Here is a 19,979-nt window from a genome sequence, read left to right as displayed (position 1 = left end):
CCCGCTCAAGTTTCGACCTTCCTCGCCCGTTGCTGCTTCAGCGCCGACTTGCGGCGCTGTTGCCGCCCCTCGTCTTCCGCGTCCGCTTCGTCCTCGACCTTCGAGTCCGAGGCCAACCCCACTCGCCGGACCAGGTCCTCGAGGAGCTGACGCGCCTTCATCGTTCCGTGCTCCGCGCGGAGCTGTTCGCCCAGCCGCGCCGCGGTCGCCTGGAGGTCCGCGCGAGCGTGCACCGTGCTCAACGCGTCCCCGAGTCGCTCCGCGCTCAGCTCACCAATCGGCAGCGCCGCGCCACCGCAGCCCTGCTGCTGGACGACCTCGCCCCAGGTGAACTGGTCATACGTGTGTGGCACCACGACTTGCGGGACGCCTGCCCGGAAGGCCGCGCCCGTGGTCCCCGCTCCGCCGTGGTGCACCACGCACGACACGCGCGAGAAGAGCCAGGAGTGCGGCACCTGTCCCAGGGCTCGCACCGTCGGAGGCAGGGCGCGCTGGCCCAGTCCGCTCCATCCGTGCTGGATGAGCGCCCGTCGCCCCGCGCGCGCCGTGGCGTTCACCAACGTGTCCGTCAGCGCCTCCGGGTCCGCGTGCGTCATGCTGCCGAAGGTGATGCAGACAGGAGGCTCGCCCTCGGCGAGGAACCGGGCCAGCTCCGCGTCCGGCGTGAAGGCCGGCTCGTCGAGGAAGCAGTAGCCGACGGTGTGGTGGTGCGGAGGCAGGTCCGTGGCGGGAGGCCGAACGTGTCGGCTCAGCGCGGTGAGCACGAGCTGATTCGACAGGCCATCCACCAGCGGGTTGTCGAGCGGCGGCAAGCCATGGACCTCTCGCAGGGGGTTCACCAGTCCGCGCACGGCCGCCTGGAAGGCCGGGCCTCCGCCGCCGCTGCCGCTGTGCTCCACCAGCACGGTGACGAAGGGCAGGTGCGTCAGGTCATGCACCATGCGCGCGGCGGGTTGGACGCGTCCGCTGACGAGCACGTCGGCGCCCTGACACGCGGCGCGAAGGTCCTCATACATGCGGGGCAGCGACTCCACCAACGGCTGGAAGAGCTGGAGCATTCCCCCGGCGGAGTGCACGACGTCGGGGCTCCCCATCATCGCCTGGGTGATGCCGCTCTGGGCTTGCCGCAGGTCGGGCCCCACCGGAATGAAGTCGACGTCATGCTGCTGGGCGAGCGCGCGGTACGACGGCGCGGCGGCGAGCACGGGCTGGTGTCCGTGACGCTTCAGCTCGACGGCCAGCGCCACGAAGGGCTGGACGTCGCCGAGGGTTCCGAAGTTGGTGAGGATGGCTCGCATGGGTGGGCGCGCGGAGGTTGAGTGGGAGCCGTGACGACTCTCAGCCGGCTTCCTCCGGTTCTTCATCGTCCGCGCGTCGACGGGAGCGCTGGCGCTGGAGGTTCTGTTTGCGGCGCTGCACGGTGGACTCGCGCTCGTCGGCCTCGCTGTTCGCGGAGCCCGGGCCCGCCTCGGGAGGCTGGAGCAGCGCCGCCAGGGCCTTCACGGTGACGCCCTCGTAGAGGCTGGACGCGGGCACGCTGATGTTGAGCCGACGCTTGAGCCGGTCGCTGAGCTGCACGGCGATGAGTGAGTCACCGCCCAGCTCGAAGAAGTTGTCCTGGATGCCAATGGGCGCGACGCCCAGCGTCTGCTGCCACAGGTCGGCCAGCGTCCGCTCCATGTCCGTCGTCGGCGCCACGTAGGCACTGCGCAGGTTCGACGGTCGGGGATGCTGGGGCCGCGCCGCGGGCTCCTCGCGCGTGTCCTCGGTGGCATGGCCCTGCGCCGCTGGAGACTGGCGCGCGGCTACATCGTGGGTGGAGACCACCAACCAGGAACCCGTGGCATGCGCGAGCGCGCGACTCAGGGCCTCCGCGCCTTGCTCGGGAGAGAGCGCCAGGCGGTCCAGCGCCTCACCGCGTGCACCCGGGTGCGCGCCGTAGTCCTCCACCTTCACCACGTCCCAGCCCAGGCTCAACCACCGCCGTCCTTCATGCGACGCGGCCTGGGCGAAGGCGTCCTGCCAGGCGCTCGCGGCGGTGTGCGCGACGGTGGCCATGCCGCCAAGGACCGCCGAGATGGACGACGCCACGACGCGGAAATCCAGCGCCCTGTCTCCAAGCACTGCATCCAGCAGGGCCAGGCCCCGTGCGCGCGGGTCGAAGTGCCAGGCGCTCTCCTCGGGCCCTGTCTCCGAGACGAGCCGCGCCACCTGGTCCTTGGGGAGCCACGCCGCATGCACCACGCCGTGCAGCGCGCCGAAGCGGGCCACCGTCGTGTCGATGGCTTCGCGCAGGGACTCCTGTCGCGTCAGGTCGGTGGGAAGCACCACCACCTCCGCGCCCAGGGCCTCGAGCTGCCGCGCGCGACGGATGCGCTGCGTCCACGTCTCGCTCTCGCCATGACGGGCGACGTGCGCGTCCCAGGTGTCGCGTGACGGAAAGCCGAGCGGCTCCAGACACACGAGCTTCGCCCCGGGAGACAGGCTGGCCAGCGCGCGTCCATTCATCGCGCCCAGACCGCCGAGGCCATGGACGAGCAGGTACACACCGCCGGGACGTGCGCTCGGATGCGGCGCGGGCGCGTCAGGCAGCGGCAGCGGCTCCAGGCGCTGCACCCAGCGGTGCGGTCCGCGCAGCGCCACCACCGACTCGCGGGGAGCAGAGCGCAGCTCGACGCGGAGCGACTGGAGGCTGGTGGCGGAGAGTCGTGCGTCCGGACCCGTCACCACGTCCACGTGGTGGAACCTCAGGCTCGGATGCTCCTGCGGAATCACCCGGCAGGGGCCGGTCAGCGTGGCCTTGTCGGCGCGGAGTGGCTCGTCACCCGTGACGTCGTGGACGTGGTTGGACACCACCCAGATGATGCAGGGTCGCTCCGACGTCAGCTCGACGAGGGCCCGCGCGAGGGCGACGAGCGTGAAGTAGCCGCTCGCCTGGACCTGCGCGAAGGACGCGGGCGCGTCCGAGGTGAGGCTCCACAGGTGCAACACGGCATCGGGCAGTTGGCCCGCGTCCCGCAGCGCCGTGAGCAGCGCGCGCAGGTCCGGCAGCGAGCCCGGAGCCACGGTGTAGTCGCACTCGCCGGAGCGACTGAAGCCCGCGCCCGGCCGCACGCGGACCACCAGGCGCTCCTCGCCAGACTTGGAGGCCAGCAGCGCCTCGGTGGGGGACGACTCGTCCTCGAAGACGAGCCAGACGCTTGGGTTCGCGGCCTTCGCGGTCCGTCCGGGAGGAAGCGGCGCGCGCTTCCAGGAAGGCGCATGGAACCAGCGCTCCATCGGCGCCTGCGCGAGCGGCAACCCGAGCGTCTCGCTCGTGACGGGCGCGGCCTCGGTGGGGCGCTTCGTGTCGGGCTCCACCCAGTAGCGTTGCCGCTCGAAGGGATAGGTCGGCAGGGGAATGCGGTGGCGACGCTCCTCGCCGTGGAAGCCGCGCCAGTCCACGGTGACGCCGGCCTGCCAGAGTCCGCCCAGCGTGGTGTACGCGAGCGGCGGCGCGTCGGCGGCCACGGTGTCCTGCGACGAGGGCATCGAGCTGAGCACCGGGCGTGACGCGGTGGCGTCGGGATAGCGCCGCGTGAGCCGGCTGAGCACCTGTCCCGGACCCACCTCGAGCACCGCGCGCTTCGGGTCGGAGAGCAGCGCGTGCAGGCCATCCGCGAAGCGCACCGCGCCGCGCAGGTGCTGGGCCCAGTACCGGGGGCTCGTCGCCTGCTCCGAGGTAATCCACGTACCGGTGACGTTGGAGACGAAGGGCAGGGTGGGGGGCTTCAGGCTCACCGCCGCCGCGCGCGCCGTGAAGGACTCCAGGATGGGGTCCATCATCGCCGAGTGGAAGGCATGGGACGTGGCGAGCACGTGGCTGCGCACGCCGGCCTCCTCGAGCTGGCGCTTCAGCTTCTCCACGGCCTCCGTCGGCCCGGAGGCGACGCACTGCATGGGCGCGTTCACCGCGGCCAGGCTCAGCTCGGTCCCGAGATACGGACGGACCTCGTCCTCGCTCAGCGGCACCGCCAGCATGGCGCCGGTGGGCAGCGACTGCATCAGCCGGCCGCGCGCGGCGACCAGCTGGAGCGCGTGCTCCAACGAGAAGACTCCCGCGAGGCACGCGGCCGTGTACTCGCCAATGCTGTGTCCCAGCATCGCCGCGGGCTTCACGCCCCAGGACATCCAGAGGCGCGCGGTGGCGTACTCGATGACGAACAGCGCGGGCTGCGTGAACTCCGTCCGCGCCAGCGTCTTCTCGTTCTCCGCCGGGTCCCCTGCCTTCGGGTACATCACGTCGCGCAGGTCCCGCCCGCCCAGATGCGCCTTGAGCAGCTCGGAGCACCGGTCGACCTCGACCCGGAAGACGGGCTCCGCGTCGTACAGCGCGCGTCCCATGCCCACGTGCTGCGAGCCCTGGCCCGAGAAGAGGAACGCCACCGGGCGCTCCACCGCGTCCTGGGACTCGGTGTGGAGGCGGGCATCGCCTTCCTTGGAGAGCACCTCCACCGCGTCTCCCACGCCGCGCGCGAGCAGGAAGCGGCGCTGCGAGAAGCGCTGGCGTCCCGCCTGGAGCGTCCAGGCCACGTCCGCGAGCTTCGCGTCGGGTGAAGACTTCAGCGCCTCGGCGAGTCGCCGGGTGCTGGTCTCCAGCGCGGAGGACGTGCGCGCGGACAGCGGCAGCACCTGCCACGCGCGACGCGAGGCCGCGCTGTCGGGCGTGCGAGGCGCCTGCTCGAGCACGACGTGCGCGTTGGTGCCGCCCACGCCGAAGGAGCTGACGCCGCCGCGCCGGGGCAGCGCGCCGCCTGGCCAGGGCTTGAGCGTCGCGTTGACGTAGAAGGGACTGCCGTCGAAGTCGATGGCCGGGTTGGGCCGCTCGTAGTGGAGGCTGGGCGGCAGCTCGCCGTGCTTCACGGCCAGCGCCGTCTTGATGAGGCCGGTGATGCCAGCGGCGGCATCCAGGTGGCCCACGTTGCCCTTCACCGAGCCAATGGCGCAGAAGCGCCTGCGCTGCGTGGAGGAGCGGAAGGCGCGCGTGAGCGCCTCCACTTCGATGGGGTCGCCCAGGGGCGTCGCGGTGCCGTGGGCCTCCACGTAGCCGATGGAGTCCGCGTCCAGTCCCGCCGCCGCGAGCGCCTCCGCCACCACCTGGGACTGGCCCTCGATGCCCGGCGCGGTGTAGCCCGCCTTGAGCGCGCCATCGTTGTTGATGGCCGAGCCCTTGATGACGGCGTGCACCGTGTCGCCATCTCGCACGGCGTTGCGCAGCTTCTTCAGCAACACGACGCCCGCGCCGCTGCCGAACAGCGTGCCCCGAGCCTTCGCGTCGAAGGGACGGCAGCGACCGTCGGGAGAGGCCATGCCTCCCTCCGCGTGCCGGTAGCCGTGGAGGAAGCTGACGTTGACGGAGGCGCCGCCCGCGAGCGCCATGTCGCACTCGCCATTGAGCAGGCTCTGGCAAGCCAGGTGCACCGCCACCAGCGACGTCGAGCACGCGCTCTGCACGGCGTGGCTGGCGCCTCGGAGGTTCAGCTTGTACGAGACGCGGGTGGCCAGGAAGTCGGTGCCGTTGCCGATGTTGACCTGCACCGGCTCCACGGACTCCAGCACGCGAGGATTCCGCGCCAGGTTCATCAACAGATATGTGTTGAGCGTGGCGCCGCCGTACACGGAGACGGCGCCCGGGTAGTCGCGCGGCGAATAGCCCGCGTGCTCCAGCGCCTCCCAGCAGACCTCCAGGAAGACGCGGTGCTGCGGGTCCGTCAGCTCCGCCTCGCGGGGAGGCATGTCGAAGAAAGCAGCGTCGAAGGACTCGGGCTCCGGCAGCACCGCCGCCGCGCGCACGTAGTCGGGGTCCTCCACCAACTCCGGGGGAACTCCCGCCGCGAGGGACTCCTCGGGGGTGAAGAAGCGGATGGACTCCACGCCGCCGCGCACGTTCGCCCAGAACTCCGCCGTGTCACGTGCGCCAGGAAAGCGCCCGGACATGCCGATGATGGCGAGGTCTGCGTCGTCGATGTCTGCCGGCTGCTTCACGTCCACGTCAATCCACTCCTTCGCTGCTTCACTCACGGCGACTGCGCCGCTCCCTGCGCTGGGCTCCCCGGTTCTGACTCGCCTCGAAGGTGGGGGACTCCTCCGGGGTGGGGAGCCCTCCCAGCCGCTTCGCCAGCGCGGCCACCGTGGGCGCCTCGAAGACGGAGGTGAGGGGGACATCGCGCCCCAGCTCCCGCTTCAGGCGGCCGACAATCTTGAGCCACAGCAGCGAGTTGCCGCCCAGGTCGAAGAAGTTGTCGTGGATGCCCAGTTGCGTCAGGCCGAGCTGCTCCTGCCACACCTTCGCCAGCGCCAGCTCCACGTCATCCGTGGGCGCCACGTACTCGGTGCCGAGCTGGGGCCGCTCGTGCGTCGCGCCACCCGCCGCGTTCGCGTGCTTCCCCGTGCCCTCGCGCCGCACCCACCGCGCGACGCGCGCGTCCAGGTCGCCGGTGGACACCACCACCTGTCCGCTCAGCGGGGACTCCACCACGCGGCGGAAGGCTTCCACCGCCTCGGTCGGCGTCATGGCGAACATGTCGATGCTCGTGCGGACCTCGCGCGTCACCTCGTCCACGCCGGGCCAGCCGTCCCAGTTGGTGCTCAGCCACCGGGTCAGCCCCGGGCGAGAACGCGAGACGGCGAAGGCATCCAGGAAGGCATTCGCCGCGCCGTAGGCCGCGAGCCCCAGGCCGCCGAGCACCGAGGCGTTGGAGGACACCAGCAGCACGAAGTCGAGGGCCCGGCCCGTCAGCGCGCGCTCCAGCGCGTAGGTGCCATGGACCTTCGCCCGGAAGTGGGGCGCGCAGGCCGCCGCGTCCAGTCCGGAGAGCAGCGCCACCGCGCCTTCACCCGCGAGTCCCGCCGCGTGAATCACTCCGTCCACCGAGCCGAAGCGAACGTCCGCCTCCGCCAGCGCCATGCGCAGCCGAGACTCGTCCGCCACGTCCGCGCGGACCACCAGCACCTCCGCGCCCGCCGCTTCCAGCTCTCGCACCGCGCGCTGCTTGTGTCCGCCCGGGTCGACTTCCAACCCGGCGCGGCTCACGAGGATGAGCCGGGCTTGATGGGCGCTCGCCAGGTGCCGCGCGAGCAGCAGGCCCACGCCACCCAGGCCGCCGGTGATGAGGTACACGCCGCGCGCCTTGAGGGGCTGCTCCGCGAGGGCATCCTGCTCGAGCCGCAGCGGCTCATGCGTCTGCGCCAGTCGGTGCGTCCCGCGCCAGGCGACGATGGGCTCCTGGGTGTCGGAGGTGAGCTCGCGCAGCAGGGAGTGCGCGTCCTGCGTCACGGAGCCGTGTCCCAGGTCCACATAGCGGCAGGACAGGGTGTCGTGCTCCTGGGGAATCACCTTGCACAGGGCGGGCAGCGTGGCGTGCTCGGGGGTGACCTCGTCCGCGCTCTCCACCTCCATTGCTCCGCGCCCCACCACCGTCAGCTCCACGGGGCCGGGCAGCGCCTCCTCCGCCAGCGCGCGTGTCAGCCGCAGCAGGGGATGGAAGCCGCGCTCCTGCTGTTGGTCGAAGCGAGCCTCGGACGACTCGTGCTCCGCGCCGTCGAGCCCGTCCAGGCTCCACAGGTGGACGATGCGCTCCACCTTGAAGTCCTTCGCCTTCAGGGCCAGCAACAGGAACGTGGGCTCGTCCGAGTCCGCGGGGTCCAGGCTGAAGTGGTACGGGCCCAGCTCCTGAAGCCGAGCACCGCGTGACACGCGCGCCACGCGGTGACCCGCGCTCTCCAGTCGCACGGCCAGGGCCTCGCCCACGCCGCCCGCATCCAGGAACACGACCCAGTCGCGCACCGCGCTGGTGCTCGCCCGGGGCAGGGGAAGCGGCGCGCGCTTCCATGAAGGCAGGTAGAACCAGCCGCCGACGTCCGACGTCTTGCGCGCCGCGCCTCGTCGCTGAGTGGAAGGGGCCTCGGGCGCGAGCCAGTAGTCCTGTCCCTCGAATGGATAGGTGGGCAGGGGCACGCGCAGACGCCGCTTGTCGCCGCGCACGCCGTTCCAGTCGATGCCGATTCCCGCCGCCCAGAGCTTGCCGAGCGTGGCGGTGAGCAGCTCCTCGTCGGGCACCGGGTCCTGCGGATGGCGCAGCGAGGGGAGGATGGGCGGCGCCTGGGGGCCGGTGAGCTGGAGTCGCGCGAGCGTGCTCAGCGTGCGGCCGGGGCCGACCTCCAGGTACACGCGGTGGGGAACCTCCGCCAGCGTGCGGATGCCATCGCCGAAGCGCACCGTCTGCCGCAGGTGCCGTGTCCAGTACGCCGGGTCCGTGGCCTCCTCGGCCGTCATCCACGTGCCGGTGACGTTGGACATCAACGGCAGGGTGGGCGCGTTGCGCTGGAGCGTCCCGATGAACTCCTGGAAGCGCGCGAGAATCGGCGTCACCAGATGCGAGTGCGCCGCCACGTCGATGGGGATGTGACGGAACTCCACCTCACGGCGCGTCAGCTCGGCCGCCAGGGCCTCGACGGCCTCCACCGTGCCGGCCACCACGCACTGCGAGGGCCCGTTCACCGCCGCCAGGGACAGCGTCTCCCCGAGGAAGGGCCGCACGCCCGACTCCGGCAGGGGCACGCTGAGCATGCCGCCACCGGGCAGCTCCTCGAAGAGCTTGCCGCGCAGCACCACCAGCGCCAGCGCGTCCTCCAGCGAGAACACCCCCGCGAGGCAGGCCGCCGTGTACTCACCCAGGCTGTGGCCGATGACGGCCTCGGGCTTCACGCCCCACGACTCCCAGAGGCGCGCCAGCGCGTACTCGACGGTGAACAGCGCGGGCAGCGCCAGCGACGTCCGCTTGAGGCGCTGGCTCGCGTTCGCCGAGGAGGCCGCGTCCGGGTACATGACGGGCTTCAGGTCGAAGCCCAGCCGGGGTCGCAAGAGCGCGCAGCACTGGTCCACCGCTTCGCGGAAGGCAGGCTCCGCGTCGTAGAGGCCCCGGCCCATGTCCGGGTATTGCGCGCCGCCGCCGGGGAACATGAAGACCGCCGAGGGCGTGCCGGAGCCGGGCGCGAGCGTGAACAGCCGCTGCGGGTCCCTCGTCTCCAGCACACGCACCGCGTCGTCCCTGTCGCGGCACACCAGCACGCGTCGGAGGTCCAGCGCCTTGCGGCCGATTTGCAGCGTCCACGCCACGTCCGCGAGCGGCTGCTCGGGATGCGCCTTCAAGTGCTCCAGCAGCGCGGTGGTCTGCTTCTCCAGCGCCGTCTGCGTCCGCGCGGAGAGCACCAGGAGCTGCCACGCGCGCGCGGAGTCTCCAGGCCGGACGAACGGGGCCTCCTCCAGGATGACGTGCGCGTTGGTGCCGCCAATGCCGAACGAGCTGACACCCGCGCGGCGCGGCGTGGCGCCCTCGGGCCAGGGCTTGAGCGCGGTGTTGACGTAGAAGGGGCTGTTGGCGAAGTCGATGCGCGGGTTGGGCGTCTCGTAGTTCAGGCTGGGCGGCAGCTCCGCGTGCTCCAGTGAGAGCACCGTCTTCACCAGCCCCGTCACGCCCGCGGCGGCGTCCAGGTGGCCCACGTTCGTCTTCACCGAGCCCAGCCCGCAGAAGCCGCGCTTGTCGGTGCCGGCGCGGAACACGGTGTCGAGCGCCTGCACTTCGATGGGGTCACCGAGCGGCGTGGCCGTGCCGTGCGCCTCCACGTAGCTGATGGAGTCCGGCGCCACCTCCGCGATGGCCTGTGCCCGGGCGATGACCTCCACCTGGCCCTCCACTCCGGGCGCGGTGAAGCCGACCTTCATCGCGCCGTCGTTGTTGATGGCGGACGCGCGGATGACGGCGTGGATGGTGTCGCCGTCGTTGAGCGCGTCCTCCAGGCGCTTGAGCACCACCACGCCCGCGCCGCTGCCGAAGAGCGTGCCCTGGCCCTTCGCGTCGAAGGCGCGGCAGTGGCCGTCCGGGGAGGTGATGCCACCCTCCTGGTAGTGGTAGCCGGTGCGCTGCGGCACGTGCACGGACACGCCGCCCGCGAGCGCCACGTCACACTGGTAGCCCAGGAGCGACTGGCAGGCGAGGTGCGTGGCCACCAGCGACGTGGAGCAGCCCGTCTGCACCGTCAGCGCCGGGCCCTTGAGGTCCAGATGATACGCCACGCGCGTGGCGAGGAAGTCCTTGTCGTTGGCCACCATGGCCGGGAAGGTGTCCTCGGCCTGCTGGAACTCCGCGCGTGAGAGCAGGTTGAAGAGCAGGTAGCTGCTGAGGCTGGAGCCCGCGTAGAGGCCCGTCGTCCCAGGGATGCGCCCCGGCGCGTAGCCCGCGTGCTCCAGCGCCTTCCAGACACACTCCAGGAAGACGCGGTGCTGGGGGTCCAACAGCTCCGCCTCGCGCGGGGCGTAGCCGAAGAAGCCCGCGTCGAAGCGGGCCGGTCGCTCCAGCACCGGCGCCGCGCGGACGAAGTGGGGGTTGGCCAGGAACGTCGGGTCGACGCCCAGGGACTTGAGCGCGTCATCGGAGAAGAAGGAGATGCCCTCCACGCCCTCGCGCAGCAGGCGCCAGAACGCGTCTACGTCCTCGGCACCAGGGACACGCACGGCCATGCCGACGATGGCCACCGCCAGCCCTACATCCCCCTGGTACTCCATGTGACGCCCCATGACGGACTACCCCTGTTTCCTGGCCCGTTGCTGCTGTCGCTTCAGGCTCTCGAGCTGGCGCTTCGCCCGGTCCTGCGCCGTCTCCACCGATGAAGCCCCGGCCGGAGTTCCCTGACGCACGAACCGCGCGAGCGCGCTGACGGTGGGATGTTCCAACAGCTTGAGCAGCGGCAGCTCCCCACCGAGCACCGCCTTGAGTCGGGTGTGCACCTGCACCATCAGCAGCGAGTGACCACCCAGGTCGAAGAAGTTGTCGTTCACGCCGACCTGCTCGACCTTGAGCACTTCCTTCCAGATGTCGGAGATCTGCTGCTCCAACTGCCCCTGCGGCGCCACGAAGGTCGCGCGCGAGGCACGCGTCGCCGTGGGCGCGGGGAGGGCCTTGCGGTCCACCTTGCCGTTGGGCGTGAGGGGCAGCGCCGGCAGCTCCACCACCAGCGACGGCACCATGTGCTCGGGCAGTCGCTGTGCCACCGCGTCGCGCAGCGCCGCCGCGTCGACGGCGTGTCCGTCCCGCTGCACCACGTACGCCACCAGGCGCACGTCGCCCGGCGTGTCCTCGCGGGCCACCACGACGGCCTCGCGCACCTCGGGCCTGGCGCTGAGCACCGCCTCGATTTCACCCGCCTCGATGCGGAAGCCACGCACCTTGAGCTGGTGGTCCACGCGGCCCAGGAACTCCACCGTGCCGTCTTCGCGCCAGCGCGCCCTGTCTCCGGTGCGGTACAGCCGCGCGCCCGGCTCGCGAGCGAAGGGGTCCGGCAGGAAGCGCTCCGCCGTCAGCTCGGGACGCGCCAGGTAGCCGCGCACCACGCCCGCGCCGCCGATGAACAGCTCCCCGGGCACGCCCACCGGCACCGGGCGCATCCGCGCGTCGAGCAGGTAGAACTGCGTCCTCAGGAACGGCGTTCCGATGGAGACCACCGGCCCGGCCTCACCGCGCACGTCGTGCGTGGACGACCAGATGGTCGTCTCCGTGGGGCCGTACATGTTGAGCAGCCGGGAGCCCTCGCCCAGCACCTGCCGCAGCGACGCGCTCAGGGAGGAGGGAAGGGCCTCGCCACCGACCATCAGCCGCTGAAGCCCGCCCACCGCCTCGGAGGACTCGGAATCGGCCAGCAGCGCGCGCGCCAGTGACGGCGTGCATTGCAGGTGCGTGACGGCGTGCTCACGCACGTTGAGCGGAATGGAGCGCGCGGTGCCGGAGCGACGGCCCTCGCGGTCCGCCTGGAGCTTCACTTCGAGGAGCAAGGGAAGGCTGGCCAGCACGGTGTCCGCCGGGATTCCGAAGTCGATGAGGCACCCCACCTCGTCCACGCCCAGAGACCGCAGCCGCTCCATCTGCTCGCGCACGGAGCGCGGTGTGCCGAACAAGCCGCTCGCCTCGAAGTAACGCTCGAACGCCTGCGCCGCCAGCCGATCCAGATCCGCCTCGGTCGCCGTGTTCAGGTCCACGCCCAGCGTCTGTCCCAGGCCGCGCATCAGGTCCGCGGAGCTGCGCAGGTAGTCGCGGAAGGGCTTCTCCACCACCGAGCGCACCTTGGCGACGTCCTCGCCGATGAAGGTGTGGAGCATCAGCGTGACGTGGCCGTCACCCTCGTGGCCCGCAGCGCGCCAGGCGTCACGGTAGAGGACCAGCTTCTTCTCCAGGTCCTCCCACGTCTGTCCCAGCAAGTGGGTGAGGACATGGCAGCCCAGCTTGCCCGCGGTGAGGAACGTCTCCGGGTTGCCCGCCGCCGTGAGCCACACCGGCAGCTCCTTCTGCACCGGGCGGGGACGCAGCGTGACGTCCACCTGCGCGCCCGCGCCACCCGTCATGCGCAGCGTCTCGCCGCGCCAGAGGCGGCGCACCGTCTCCAGGCCCTCCAGCATCAGCTCGCGGCGCTTCTCGTAGCGCTCGGGCGCGAAGACGAAGTCGTTCGCGTGCCAGCCGGAGGCGACGGAGATGCCCACGCGGCCCCGGGAGATGTTGTCCACCAGCGCCCACTCCTCGGCCACGCGGACCGGGTGGTGCAGGGGCAACACGACGCTGCCGGCGCGGATGGCCACGCGCTCCGTCACCGCGGCGATGGCGGCGCCCGCGACGGAAGGACTGGGGTACAGGCCGCCGAAGGCGTGGAAGTGGCGCTCCGGCGTCCACACCGCCGCGAAGCCGTGGCGGTCCGCGAACTTCGCGCCCTCCAGCAGCAGCCGGTAGCGGTCTCCCGACGCCGCCTCCGCATCATCCGCGAAGTAGAAGAGGCTCATCTCCATCGGCTTGCGCTTCGAGGCCGAGGCCCGGGCGGGCGCCTTGATGGACGCGCCCTCGCCCTGGACCACGAGCTTGAAGCCGCGCGTGAGCGTCCACAGCAGCTCCAGCACGGAGATGTCGAAGGAGATGCTGGTGACGGCCAGCCACGAGCCCACGGGCTGGTCGCCGATGCGCGCGTCCATCGCGGTGAAGAAGTTGGCCACGCCGCCATGGGGCACCATGACGCCCTTGGGCCGCCCCGTGGAGCCGGACGTGTAGATGACGTACGCGAGGTTCGCCGGGCCCATCCCGGAAGGAGGAGGCGCATCGCGCCCCGCGCCAGCCGTCAGCGCCACGCTCTCCATCGTCACGACGCGCGCGCGCCCCGCGGGCACGGTGCCTTCCAGGTGCGTCTCCGTGAGCAGCACGGCCGCGCCGGAGTCCTCCAGCATGTATGCCAGTCGCTCGCGGGGGTAGTCCGGGTCCAGGGGCACGTAGGCGCCACCCGCCTTGAGCACACCCATCATCGCGACGACCATGGCGGCCGAGCGCTCCACGCACAGGCCCACCCGCACCTCGGGCCCGACGCCCAGCGTGCGCAGGTGCCACGCCAGCGCGTTGGAGCGCGCGTCCAGCTCCGCGTACGTCAGCGCCGCGTCGTCACCCACCACGGCCACGGCGTCGGGAGTCTTCGCCGCCTGGGCGCGGAACTGCGCGTGGATGCACGCCGCCGCGTCCTCGGGCGCCGAGGGCGTCAGCTCGTTCCAGTCCACCAACAGCCGCCGCGTCTCCACGGCGTCGAGCAGGGCCAGGTCCTCCACCCGCGTCTCGGAGCTGTCCACCGCCGCGCGCAGCAGCGTCTCCAGGTGCTTCGCCAGCCGCGCCACGGTGGTGGCCGTGAAGAGGTCCGTGCGGTACTCGAACGCGCCCGTGAGGCCGTCCACCGTCTCAGCGAGCGAGAGCTGGAGGTCGAACTTCGACGTGCCCTCCACCGCGCCATCCGGCACCGGCAACACCGGCTGCCACTGCATGCCCGGCACCGTCAGGTCCGTGGGAGGCAGCGCCTCCAGGAGCAGCGCCGTCTGGAACAGCGGGTTGTCCGCGCCACCGCGAGGCGCACGCGCCGCGCCGACGACTTCCTCGAAAGGGAGGTCCGCGTGGGCCAGCGCCTCATGGAAGGTCTGCCGCGTCCGCGCCAGCAGCTCGCGGAAGGTCGGCTGTCCCGCGACATTCGCTCGCAGGACGAGCGTGTGCGCGAAGAAGCCCACCACGTCCCGCAGCTCGGGGCGCTCGCGGTTCGCCACCACCGTGCCCACGCCGAAGTCTTCCTGCCCGCTGTAGCGGTGCAAGAGCGCCGTCCACGCCGCCGTCAGCGTGACGAAGAGCGTACAACCCTCGCGACGCCCCAGCGCGCGCAGCGCCTCCACCAGCGGGCGCTCCAGCGTGAGCCGGTGCAGCGCGCCCTGGAAGCCGGGCTCGCGGGGACGAGGGAAGTCGGTGGGCAGCTCCAGGCGCGACAGGCCCGCGAGCTGCTTGCCCCAATAGGCCCGCTGCCCGTCGAGCAGCGCACCCAGGCCCTGCTGCCAGCGCGCGAAGTCCGTGTACTGGAACGCGGGGAGCGGCGGCGCGGCGCTCGCTCCGGAGACCTGCGCCCGGTACAGCGCCGCCAGCTCATGTGCCAGCACGCCGATGGACCAGCCATCCGTGGCGATGTGGTGCTGCGTCATCAGCAGCACGTGCTCGTTCGCGCCCAGGGACACCAGCGAGGCGCGCACGCACGGCCCCTCGGCCAGGCGGAACGGCTCGCGCGACTGCTCCAGCGACAGCCGTCGCAGCTCCGTGTCGCGGACCTCGGACTCCAACGTGCCCAGGTCGAAGCGGGGCAGCGCCAGCGGCGCGGGCGCGCGCATCACCAGTCGCGGCTGTCCGTCCACCTCGGGGAAGGCCGCGCTCAGCGTGGGGTGCCGCGCCAGCAGCGCGTCCAGGCCGCGGCGCAGCGCCTCCGCGTCCAAGGGGCCGGTGAGCCGGAGCTGGAAGTGGAGGTTGTAGAGCGCGCTGTCCGGCACCAGCCGGTCCAGGAACCACAGGCGCAGCTGGCCCGAGGACAGCGGCAGCTCACCCTCGCGAGGCCCCGCGGTCAGCGGCGGAGCGACGAGCGTGGCCGCGGGCCGGATGCCCTGCCAGGCCTCCAGCAGCCGCGCGGCGGCGGTCTCCAGCGTCGGGCTCATCCAGAGGAAGGCCGCGGGCAGGGCCACGCCCAGCTCGGACTCCAGCTGGCCGTGCAGCTCCAGCACCATCAGCGAGTCGAGTCCCAGGCTCGCCAGCTCCGTGTTGCCCGGCAGCTTCGCGGCGTCCATGCGCAGCGTGCGCGCCACCGCGTTGCGCAGGAAGCCCTGGACGAGCGCGGCGCGCTCCGTCTCGGCCGCCGTCGCGAGCGTCTCCTTGAGGGGCTGTGCCGGCGTCGCGGGCACTTCGACCGCCTCGGGCTCCGTCACGGAGGCCTCGACGACCTCCAGCTCACCCGCCAGCCAGGCGGCCTTCGTCGCCCGGCGCTGAATCTTCCCGCTGGACGTCTTGGGGATGCTGCGCGCCTGGAGCAGCACCACGCCATGCGCGTGGACCGCGTGCTGCTCGGCGAGCACGCGTCGCACGGCGGCGACGACCGCCGACGCATCGAAGCCGTCGCGCATGTCCACCTCGGCCGCGAGCATCAGCCGCTCTTCGCCCTCCACGTCCACGCTGAAGGCCGCGCAGCAGCCGGCGCGAATGGCGCGGTGCGCGCGCTCCGCCTCCAGCTCCAGGTCCTGGGGGTACAGGTTGCGGCCCCGGATGATGAGCAGGTCCTTGAGCCGACCGGTGACGAACAGCTGCCCCTCGGGCGACAGGAAGGCCAGGTCTCCGGTGCGAAGGAACGGACCCTCGCCCGACGCCAGCCGCGCGCCGAAGGCGTAGGCCGTCTCCTCCGGCCGAGACCAGTAGCCCTGCGCCACGCTCGGACCCGACACCCAGACCTCGCCCACGGCATTCGCGCCCAGCGGCTCGCGCGTCTCGGGGTGGACGATGAGAACGCGCTGATCCAGTGCGCTGATTCCCGCGCCCACCAGCGTGCGCTCGCGCGCGCCGTCAGCACCCGGTGCCGGGGCCTCCGCGCGGCCCTGCTCCAGCGCCTCCGCGGTGAAGCGCCCGTGCACGAAGGGCTCGCCCTGCGTGCCGCCCGTGACGATGAGCGTGGCCTCCGCGAGGCCGTAGCAGGGATAGAACGACGTGCTCTTGAAGCCACAAGGGGCGAAGGTCTCGGCGAAGCGCTCCAGCGTCTCGCGCCGCACCGGCTCCGCGCCGTTGAAGGCCAGGTCCCAGCTCCCCAGCTTCAGCTTCGCCCGGTCCTCCGCGGTCGCCTTCCTCACGCACAAGTCGTAGGCGAAGTTGGGCCCACCGCTGCACGTCGCCTGGAAGTGGGAGATGGCCTCCAGCCACCGCAGCGGGCGCTGCAGGAAGGAGATGGGCGACATCAGCGTGCAGGGGAAGCCGAGGTACATCGGCTGCAGCACTTTTCCGATGAGCCCCATGTCGTGGAACATGGGCAGCCAGCCCATCCCCGACGAGCGCGACGCATCCAGGCCGAAGCCTCGGGAGATGAGCGCCTCGTTGTGGAGGATGTTGGCATGGCTCACCATCACCCCCTTGGGATTGCCCGTGGAACCGGACGTGTACTGGAGGAACGCCAGCGTGCCGCCCTCCAATTCCGGGCGACGCCACTCCGCCGCTTGAGCCTCCGGCACCGCGTCACTGGCCAGCCACTGCAGCTCCGCCAGCTCCGGCGCCTGCGGCGTGAACAGCTCCGACATCTCCAGGATGAAGCTCGTCGTGAGCACGTAGCGCGCGCCGCAGTCCTGGGCGATGGCGCGCAGGCGGGGCAGGGTGCGCTCCAGGCGAGTGGGGTCCGGCGGGTAACAAGGTACCGCCACCACGCCGCCATACAGACAGCCCATGAAGCCCGCGACGAATTCCATGCCGGGCGGATACAGCAGCAGCGCACGCTCACCCTGAGCACCGGAGGCCCTCAGGAGCGCGCCCAGCGCCCTGGCCCGTGTGTCCAGCCGCGCGTAGCTCCACTCCTCGATGGGGCCGTCGACGTCGCCCGATTCCAGGAAGCGATACAGCAGCGAATCACCCTGTGTCTGCGCGCGATGGCACAGCAGATCCACGAGGTGGGGGAAGTCACCCGGTGACGGCTCGTTGCGCTGTTTCATTCCTGCTCCCAGGCGGACGGCTCGCGAAGTTGGTTCCGCGGGCCCGAGGAGTAGGCCGCTCCATGGGACCGCTTCAGTCCAGTTGGCTGGTAAAGTCCTCGACCCTCAACAGCGGGCGGATTCGACAGTCCGCCTCGCGAGGGGAGCGACCGCGGTGCTCCCCCCGGTCTGCCGCGAGGAGCCCGCTACCGCACGGGGGCACGGCGCCGGTACCGGGAGCCGTGATCGAGGAAAATTAGGTCGGAGGTGAAGCATGCCCTCTGGCTTCATCCCTTGTTTTATCTGGAATGTCTAGTCAGCCTCGAACGGCGCTAACTCCTTGGTTTGTCAGGGGGTCAGGCCCTTCTGATAAACTGGTAGGCTTCGCTCTAGAGACCGCATGGCTTCGACTCAAGTTTCGTCGTCCCCCCCGGGTCCCCGGGGGCTTCCCATCTGGGGCAACATCCTGCGACATGAGACCGACCCGTTGGGTCTCTTCGTCGATGGTTTCCGGGCGCACGGCGACGTGGTCCGCTTCCGGTTGGGGGCCCACGCGACCTACATGGTGAGTCATCCGGACAAGGTCCGGTACTTCCTCACCGAGAACGCCCCCAACTACTCGAAGCCGGAGCTGGTGGATGACCCGTTCCTGGGCAACGGGCTCTTCGTGAGCGAAGGGAACTACTGGCGAAAGCAGCGCAGGCTCGTCCAGCCCGCCTTCCACAGGGAGCGGCTGACGGGCCTGCTGGCGGGCATGGGGGACCTCATCCAGCGGAAGCTGTCCCAGTGGGAGTCGGCGCAAGCGCCGGGGCGGCGGTTCGACATCGCGGAGGAGATGGGGGTGCTCTCGCTGCGGATGACGACGCGGGCGCTGTACTCCGAGGAGCCCGACGAGCCGACGGCGGAGGCCATCCGCCGGATGATGTGGATGATGAACGACCGCGGCTCGTTCCTGTACCGGCTCCTGAAGCTGGAGCGGCTGCCCATCTACAAGAAGAAGTGGGCGGACTTCTTCGCCACGCTGCGCCTGCTCAACCGCAAGGCGAAGGAGGTCGTCGCCCGGCGCAAGGAAGGCGGCCCCGAGGACGACATCATGTCCATGCTGGTGGCCGCGAAGGACCGCGACACCGGCGAGGGCATGTCGGACAAGGAGCTTCGTGACGAGTTCATGAACCTCTTCTCCGGCAACGAGGGCCCGGGAGCCGCGCTGGCGTGGGCCTGGCACCTGCTGTCGAGCCATCCCGAAATCGCCGACAAGCTGGCGTCGGAGAGCGCGGCGGTGCTCGGAGGAAGGGCGCCGACGCTGGAGGACCTGCCGCGCCTGCGCTACGCCACCCAGGTGTTCGAGGAGACGCTCCGCCTGTATCCCACGGCCTGGCGCCTGCCTCGCGTGGCGAAAGAGGCGGACACCCTGGGCGGCTATCACGTGGCGCCGGGCTCGGTGGTCATCGCCATTCCCTACGTGCTGCACCGGCACCCGGAGTTCTGGCCGTCACCGGAGAAGTTCGACCCGGACCGCTTCGCCCCCGAGCCGCGCGGCGCACGCCACAAGTTCGCCTACCTGCCGTTCGGCGCGGGCCAGCACATCTGCATCGGCAACAACCTGTCGCTGATGTTCGGCGCGCTCGTGCTGGCGATGGTCTCCCAGCGCTTCCACCTCCGCGCGATTCCCGGGCGGAAGGTGAACATCTATCCGGGCATCTCGCTGCTGCCCCATGGCGGCCTGCCGATGACGCTGGAGCCCCGGAAGTGACGTGACGTCGTGGCGGCGGGTGTCGCTCAGCCCGCCGCGCGCGTGGCGTCCTGCTCCTTCGCCGCGTAGAGCGCCTGGATGTTGGCGCCGCCGAAGCCCCGCGCCTGCTGCCGCTGGATGACCTCGAAGAAGAGCGTGCGCCGCGCGTGCTGGGAGCGGGTGAAGACCTGCAACAGCACGCCCCAGGCGTCCCGGTCCATCAGGATGTTGCGCGCCTGGAGCAGCTCCCGGCGGAACGGGCCGAGCGTGCCGAGCCGTGCCTCCAGCCCCTCGTAGTACCCCCGCGGAGCGTCGAGCAGCTTCACGCCGCGCTGGGTGAGGCCATCCACCGCGCGGGTGATGTCGTCCGCGAGGAAGGCCAGGTGCTGCACGCCCGCGCCGCCATGCGCGGTGACGAAGTCCTCCAGCTGTCCCCGCCGCGCGCCGGAGACGGGCTCCTGCAACGGAAAGCACACCCGGCCCCCCGCGGCCTGCACCACCCGCGAGCTCATGCCGCTGTACTCGGTGCGCACGTCCTCCTGGTGGGTCTGCGCGAAGCCGAGCACGTCCACGTAGAAGCCCACCGTGTCGAGCAGCCGGCCTCGCTCCAGGGCGAAGGCGAAGTGGTCCACGCCGGAGAACATCGCCGCGCCACCCGAGGGCCCCGCGTCCACCGGCAGGTACGCCCCCGGGAGGAACGCGCCCTCTGGAGCGTCGCGCTGGATGAACGAGTGCACCCACGTGCCCGGTCCGGCGATGGTGGCCTTCACCACGCGCTGGCCATCGGCTTCGTACACGGACGGCTCGGACACCACCCGCGCGCCCCGGCTCACCGCCTCGCGAAAGGCCGCGTGCACGTCGGGCGTCCCGAGCGCGATGTCACGCACGCCATCGCCGTGAGCCCGTACGTACGCGGCCACCTCGCCGTCGGAGCCCAGCGCGGAGGTGACGACGAGCCGCGCGTCGCCTTGCTCGAGCACGAAGGAGCGACGGCCCTCCAACCCCGTCTCCGGTCCCCCGCAGGCCACCATCCGGAAGCCGAGCGCGTGACAGAAGTAGTAGGCGGAGAGCGCCGCATCGCCCACGAAAAGCTCGGCATGCTCCACGCGCGTGAGCTCCACTCGGAGAACCTCGATTCAAGTGGGCAGGGCCTTTCCAGGCCAGCCCGATGGG

General features: G+C 71.4%; 6 protein-coding genes. 1 reads left to right on the top strand and 5 read right to left on the bottom strand.

The window, feature by feature from the left end:
- Positions 1-5: 5 nt before the first annotated feature.
- The 4 genes from ACN469_RS11015 to ACN469_RS11000 are packed head-to-tail and all read right to left on the bottom strand — an operon-like array spanning position 6 to position 17,095.
- A complete protein-coding gene (locus ACN469_RS11015) occupies positions 6-1,298 on the bottom strand; it encodes a glycosyltransferase (RefSeq protein ID WP_498766918.1) in 1,293 nt (430 codons plus the stop codon).
- A gap of 40 nt (positions 1,299-1,338) precedes the next feature.
- Entirely contained in the window at positions 1,339-6,060 is a 4,722-nt protein-coding gene (locus ACN469_RS11010; RefSeq protein ID WP_498766916.1) for a type I polyketide synthase, read from the bottom strand.
- A complete protein-coding gene (locus ACN469_RS11005) occupies positions 6,053-10,615 on the bottom strand; it encodes a type I polyketide synthase (protein WP_498766914.1) in 4,563 nt (1,520 codons plus the stop codon). The genes ACN469_RS11010 and ACN469_RS11005 overlap by 8 nt, the downstream gene beginning before the upstream one ends.
- Before the next feature lie 6 nt (positions 10,616-10,621).
- Positions 10,622-17,095: a MupA/Atu3671 family FMN-dependent luciferase-like monooxygenase gene (locus ACN469_RS11000; RefSeq protein WP_498766912.1), complete on the bottom strand. Its 6,474-nt coding sequence runs from the start codon at positions 17,093-17,095 to the stop codon at positions 10,622-10,624.
- 379 nt (positions 17,096-17,474) lie between these two features.
- On the opposite strand from ACN469_RS11000, the gene ACN469_RS10995 reads away from it, so the two are divergent.
- Complete coding sequence (locus ACN469_RS10995; RefSeq protein ID WP_498766910.1) at positions 17,475-18,827, top strand: cytochrome P450; 1,353 nt, start codon at positions 17,475-17,477, stop codon at positions 18,825-18,827.
- 26 nt (positions 18,828-18,853) lie between these two features.
- Here the strand turns inward: ACN469_RS10995 and hppD are convergent, their stop codons facing one another.
- Positions 18,854-19,927, bottom strand: a complete 1,074-nt coding sequence (gene hppD, locus ACN469_RS10990; protein ID WP_498766908.1) for a 4-hydroxyphenylpyruvate dioxygenase — start codon at positions 19,925-19,927, stop codon at positions 18,854-18,856.
- Positions 19,928-19,979: the final 52 nt, after the last annotated feature.

The sequence above is a fragment of the Corallococcus terminator genome, assembly GCF_049194865.1.
Classification (GTDB): Bacteria; Myxococcota; Myxococcia; order Myxococcales; family Myxococcaceae; genus Myxococcus; species Myxococcus terminator_A.
Note: the sequence above shows the minus strand (reverse complement) of the source record. Positions and strands in the feature narration are given on the sequence as shown.

Excerpts from the sequence above, each read along its gene's own strand:
- ACN469_RS10995 (WP_498766910.1), top strand. The coding sequence starts at position 17,475 with ATGGCTTCGACTCAAGTTTCGTCGTCCCCCCCGGGTCCCCGGGGGCTT.
- ACN469_RS11015 (WP_498766918.1), bottom strand. The coding sequence starts at position 1,298 with ATGCGAGCCATCCTCACCAACTTCGGAACCCTCGGCGACGTCCAGCCC.
- ACN469_RS11000 (WP_498766912.1), bottom strand. The coding sequence starts at position 17,095 with ATGAAACAGCGCAACGAGCCGTCACCGGGTGACTTCCCCCACCTCGTG.
- ACN469_RS11005 (WP_498766914.1), bottom strand. The coding sequence starts at position 10,615 with ATGGGGCGTCACATGGAGTACCAGGGGGATGTAGGGCTGGCGGTGGCC.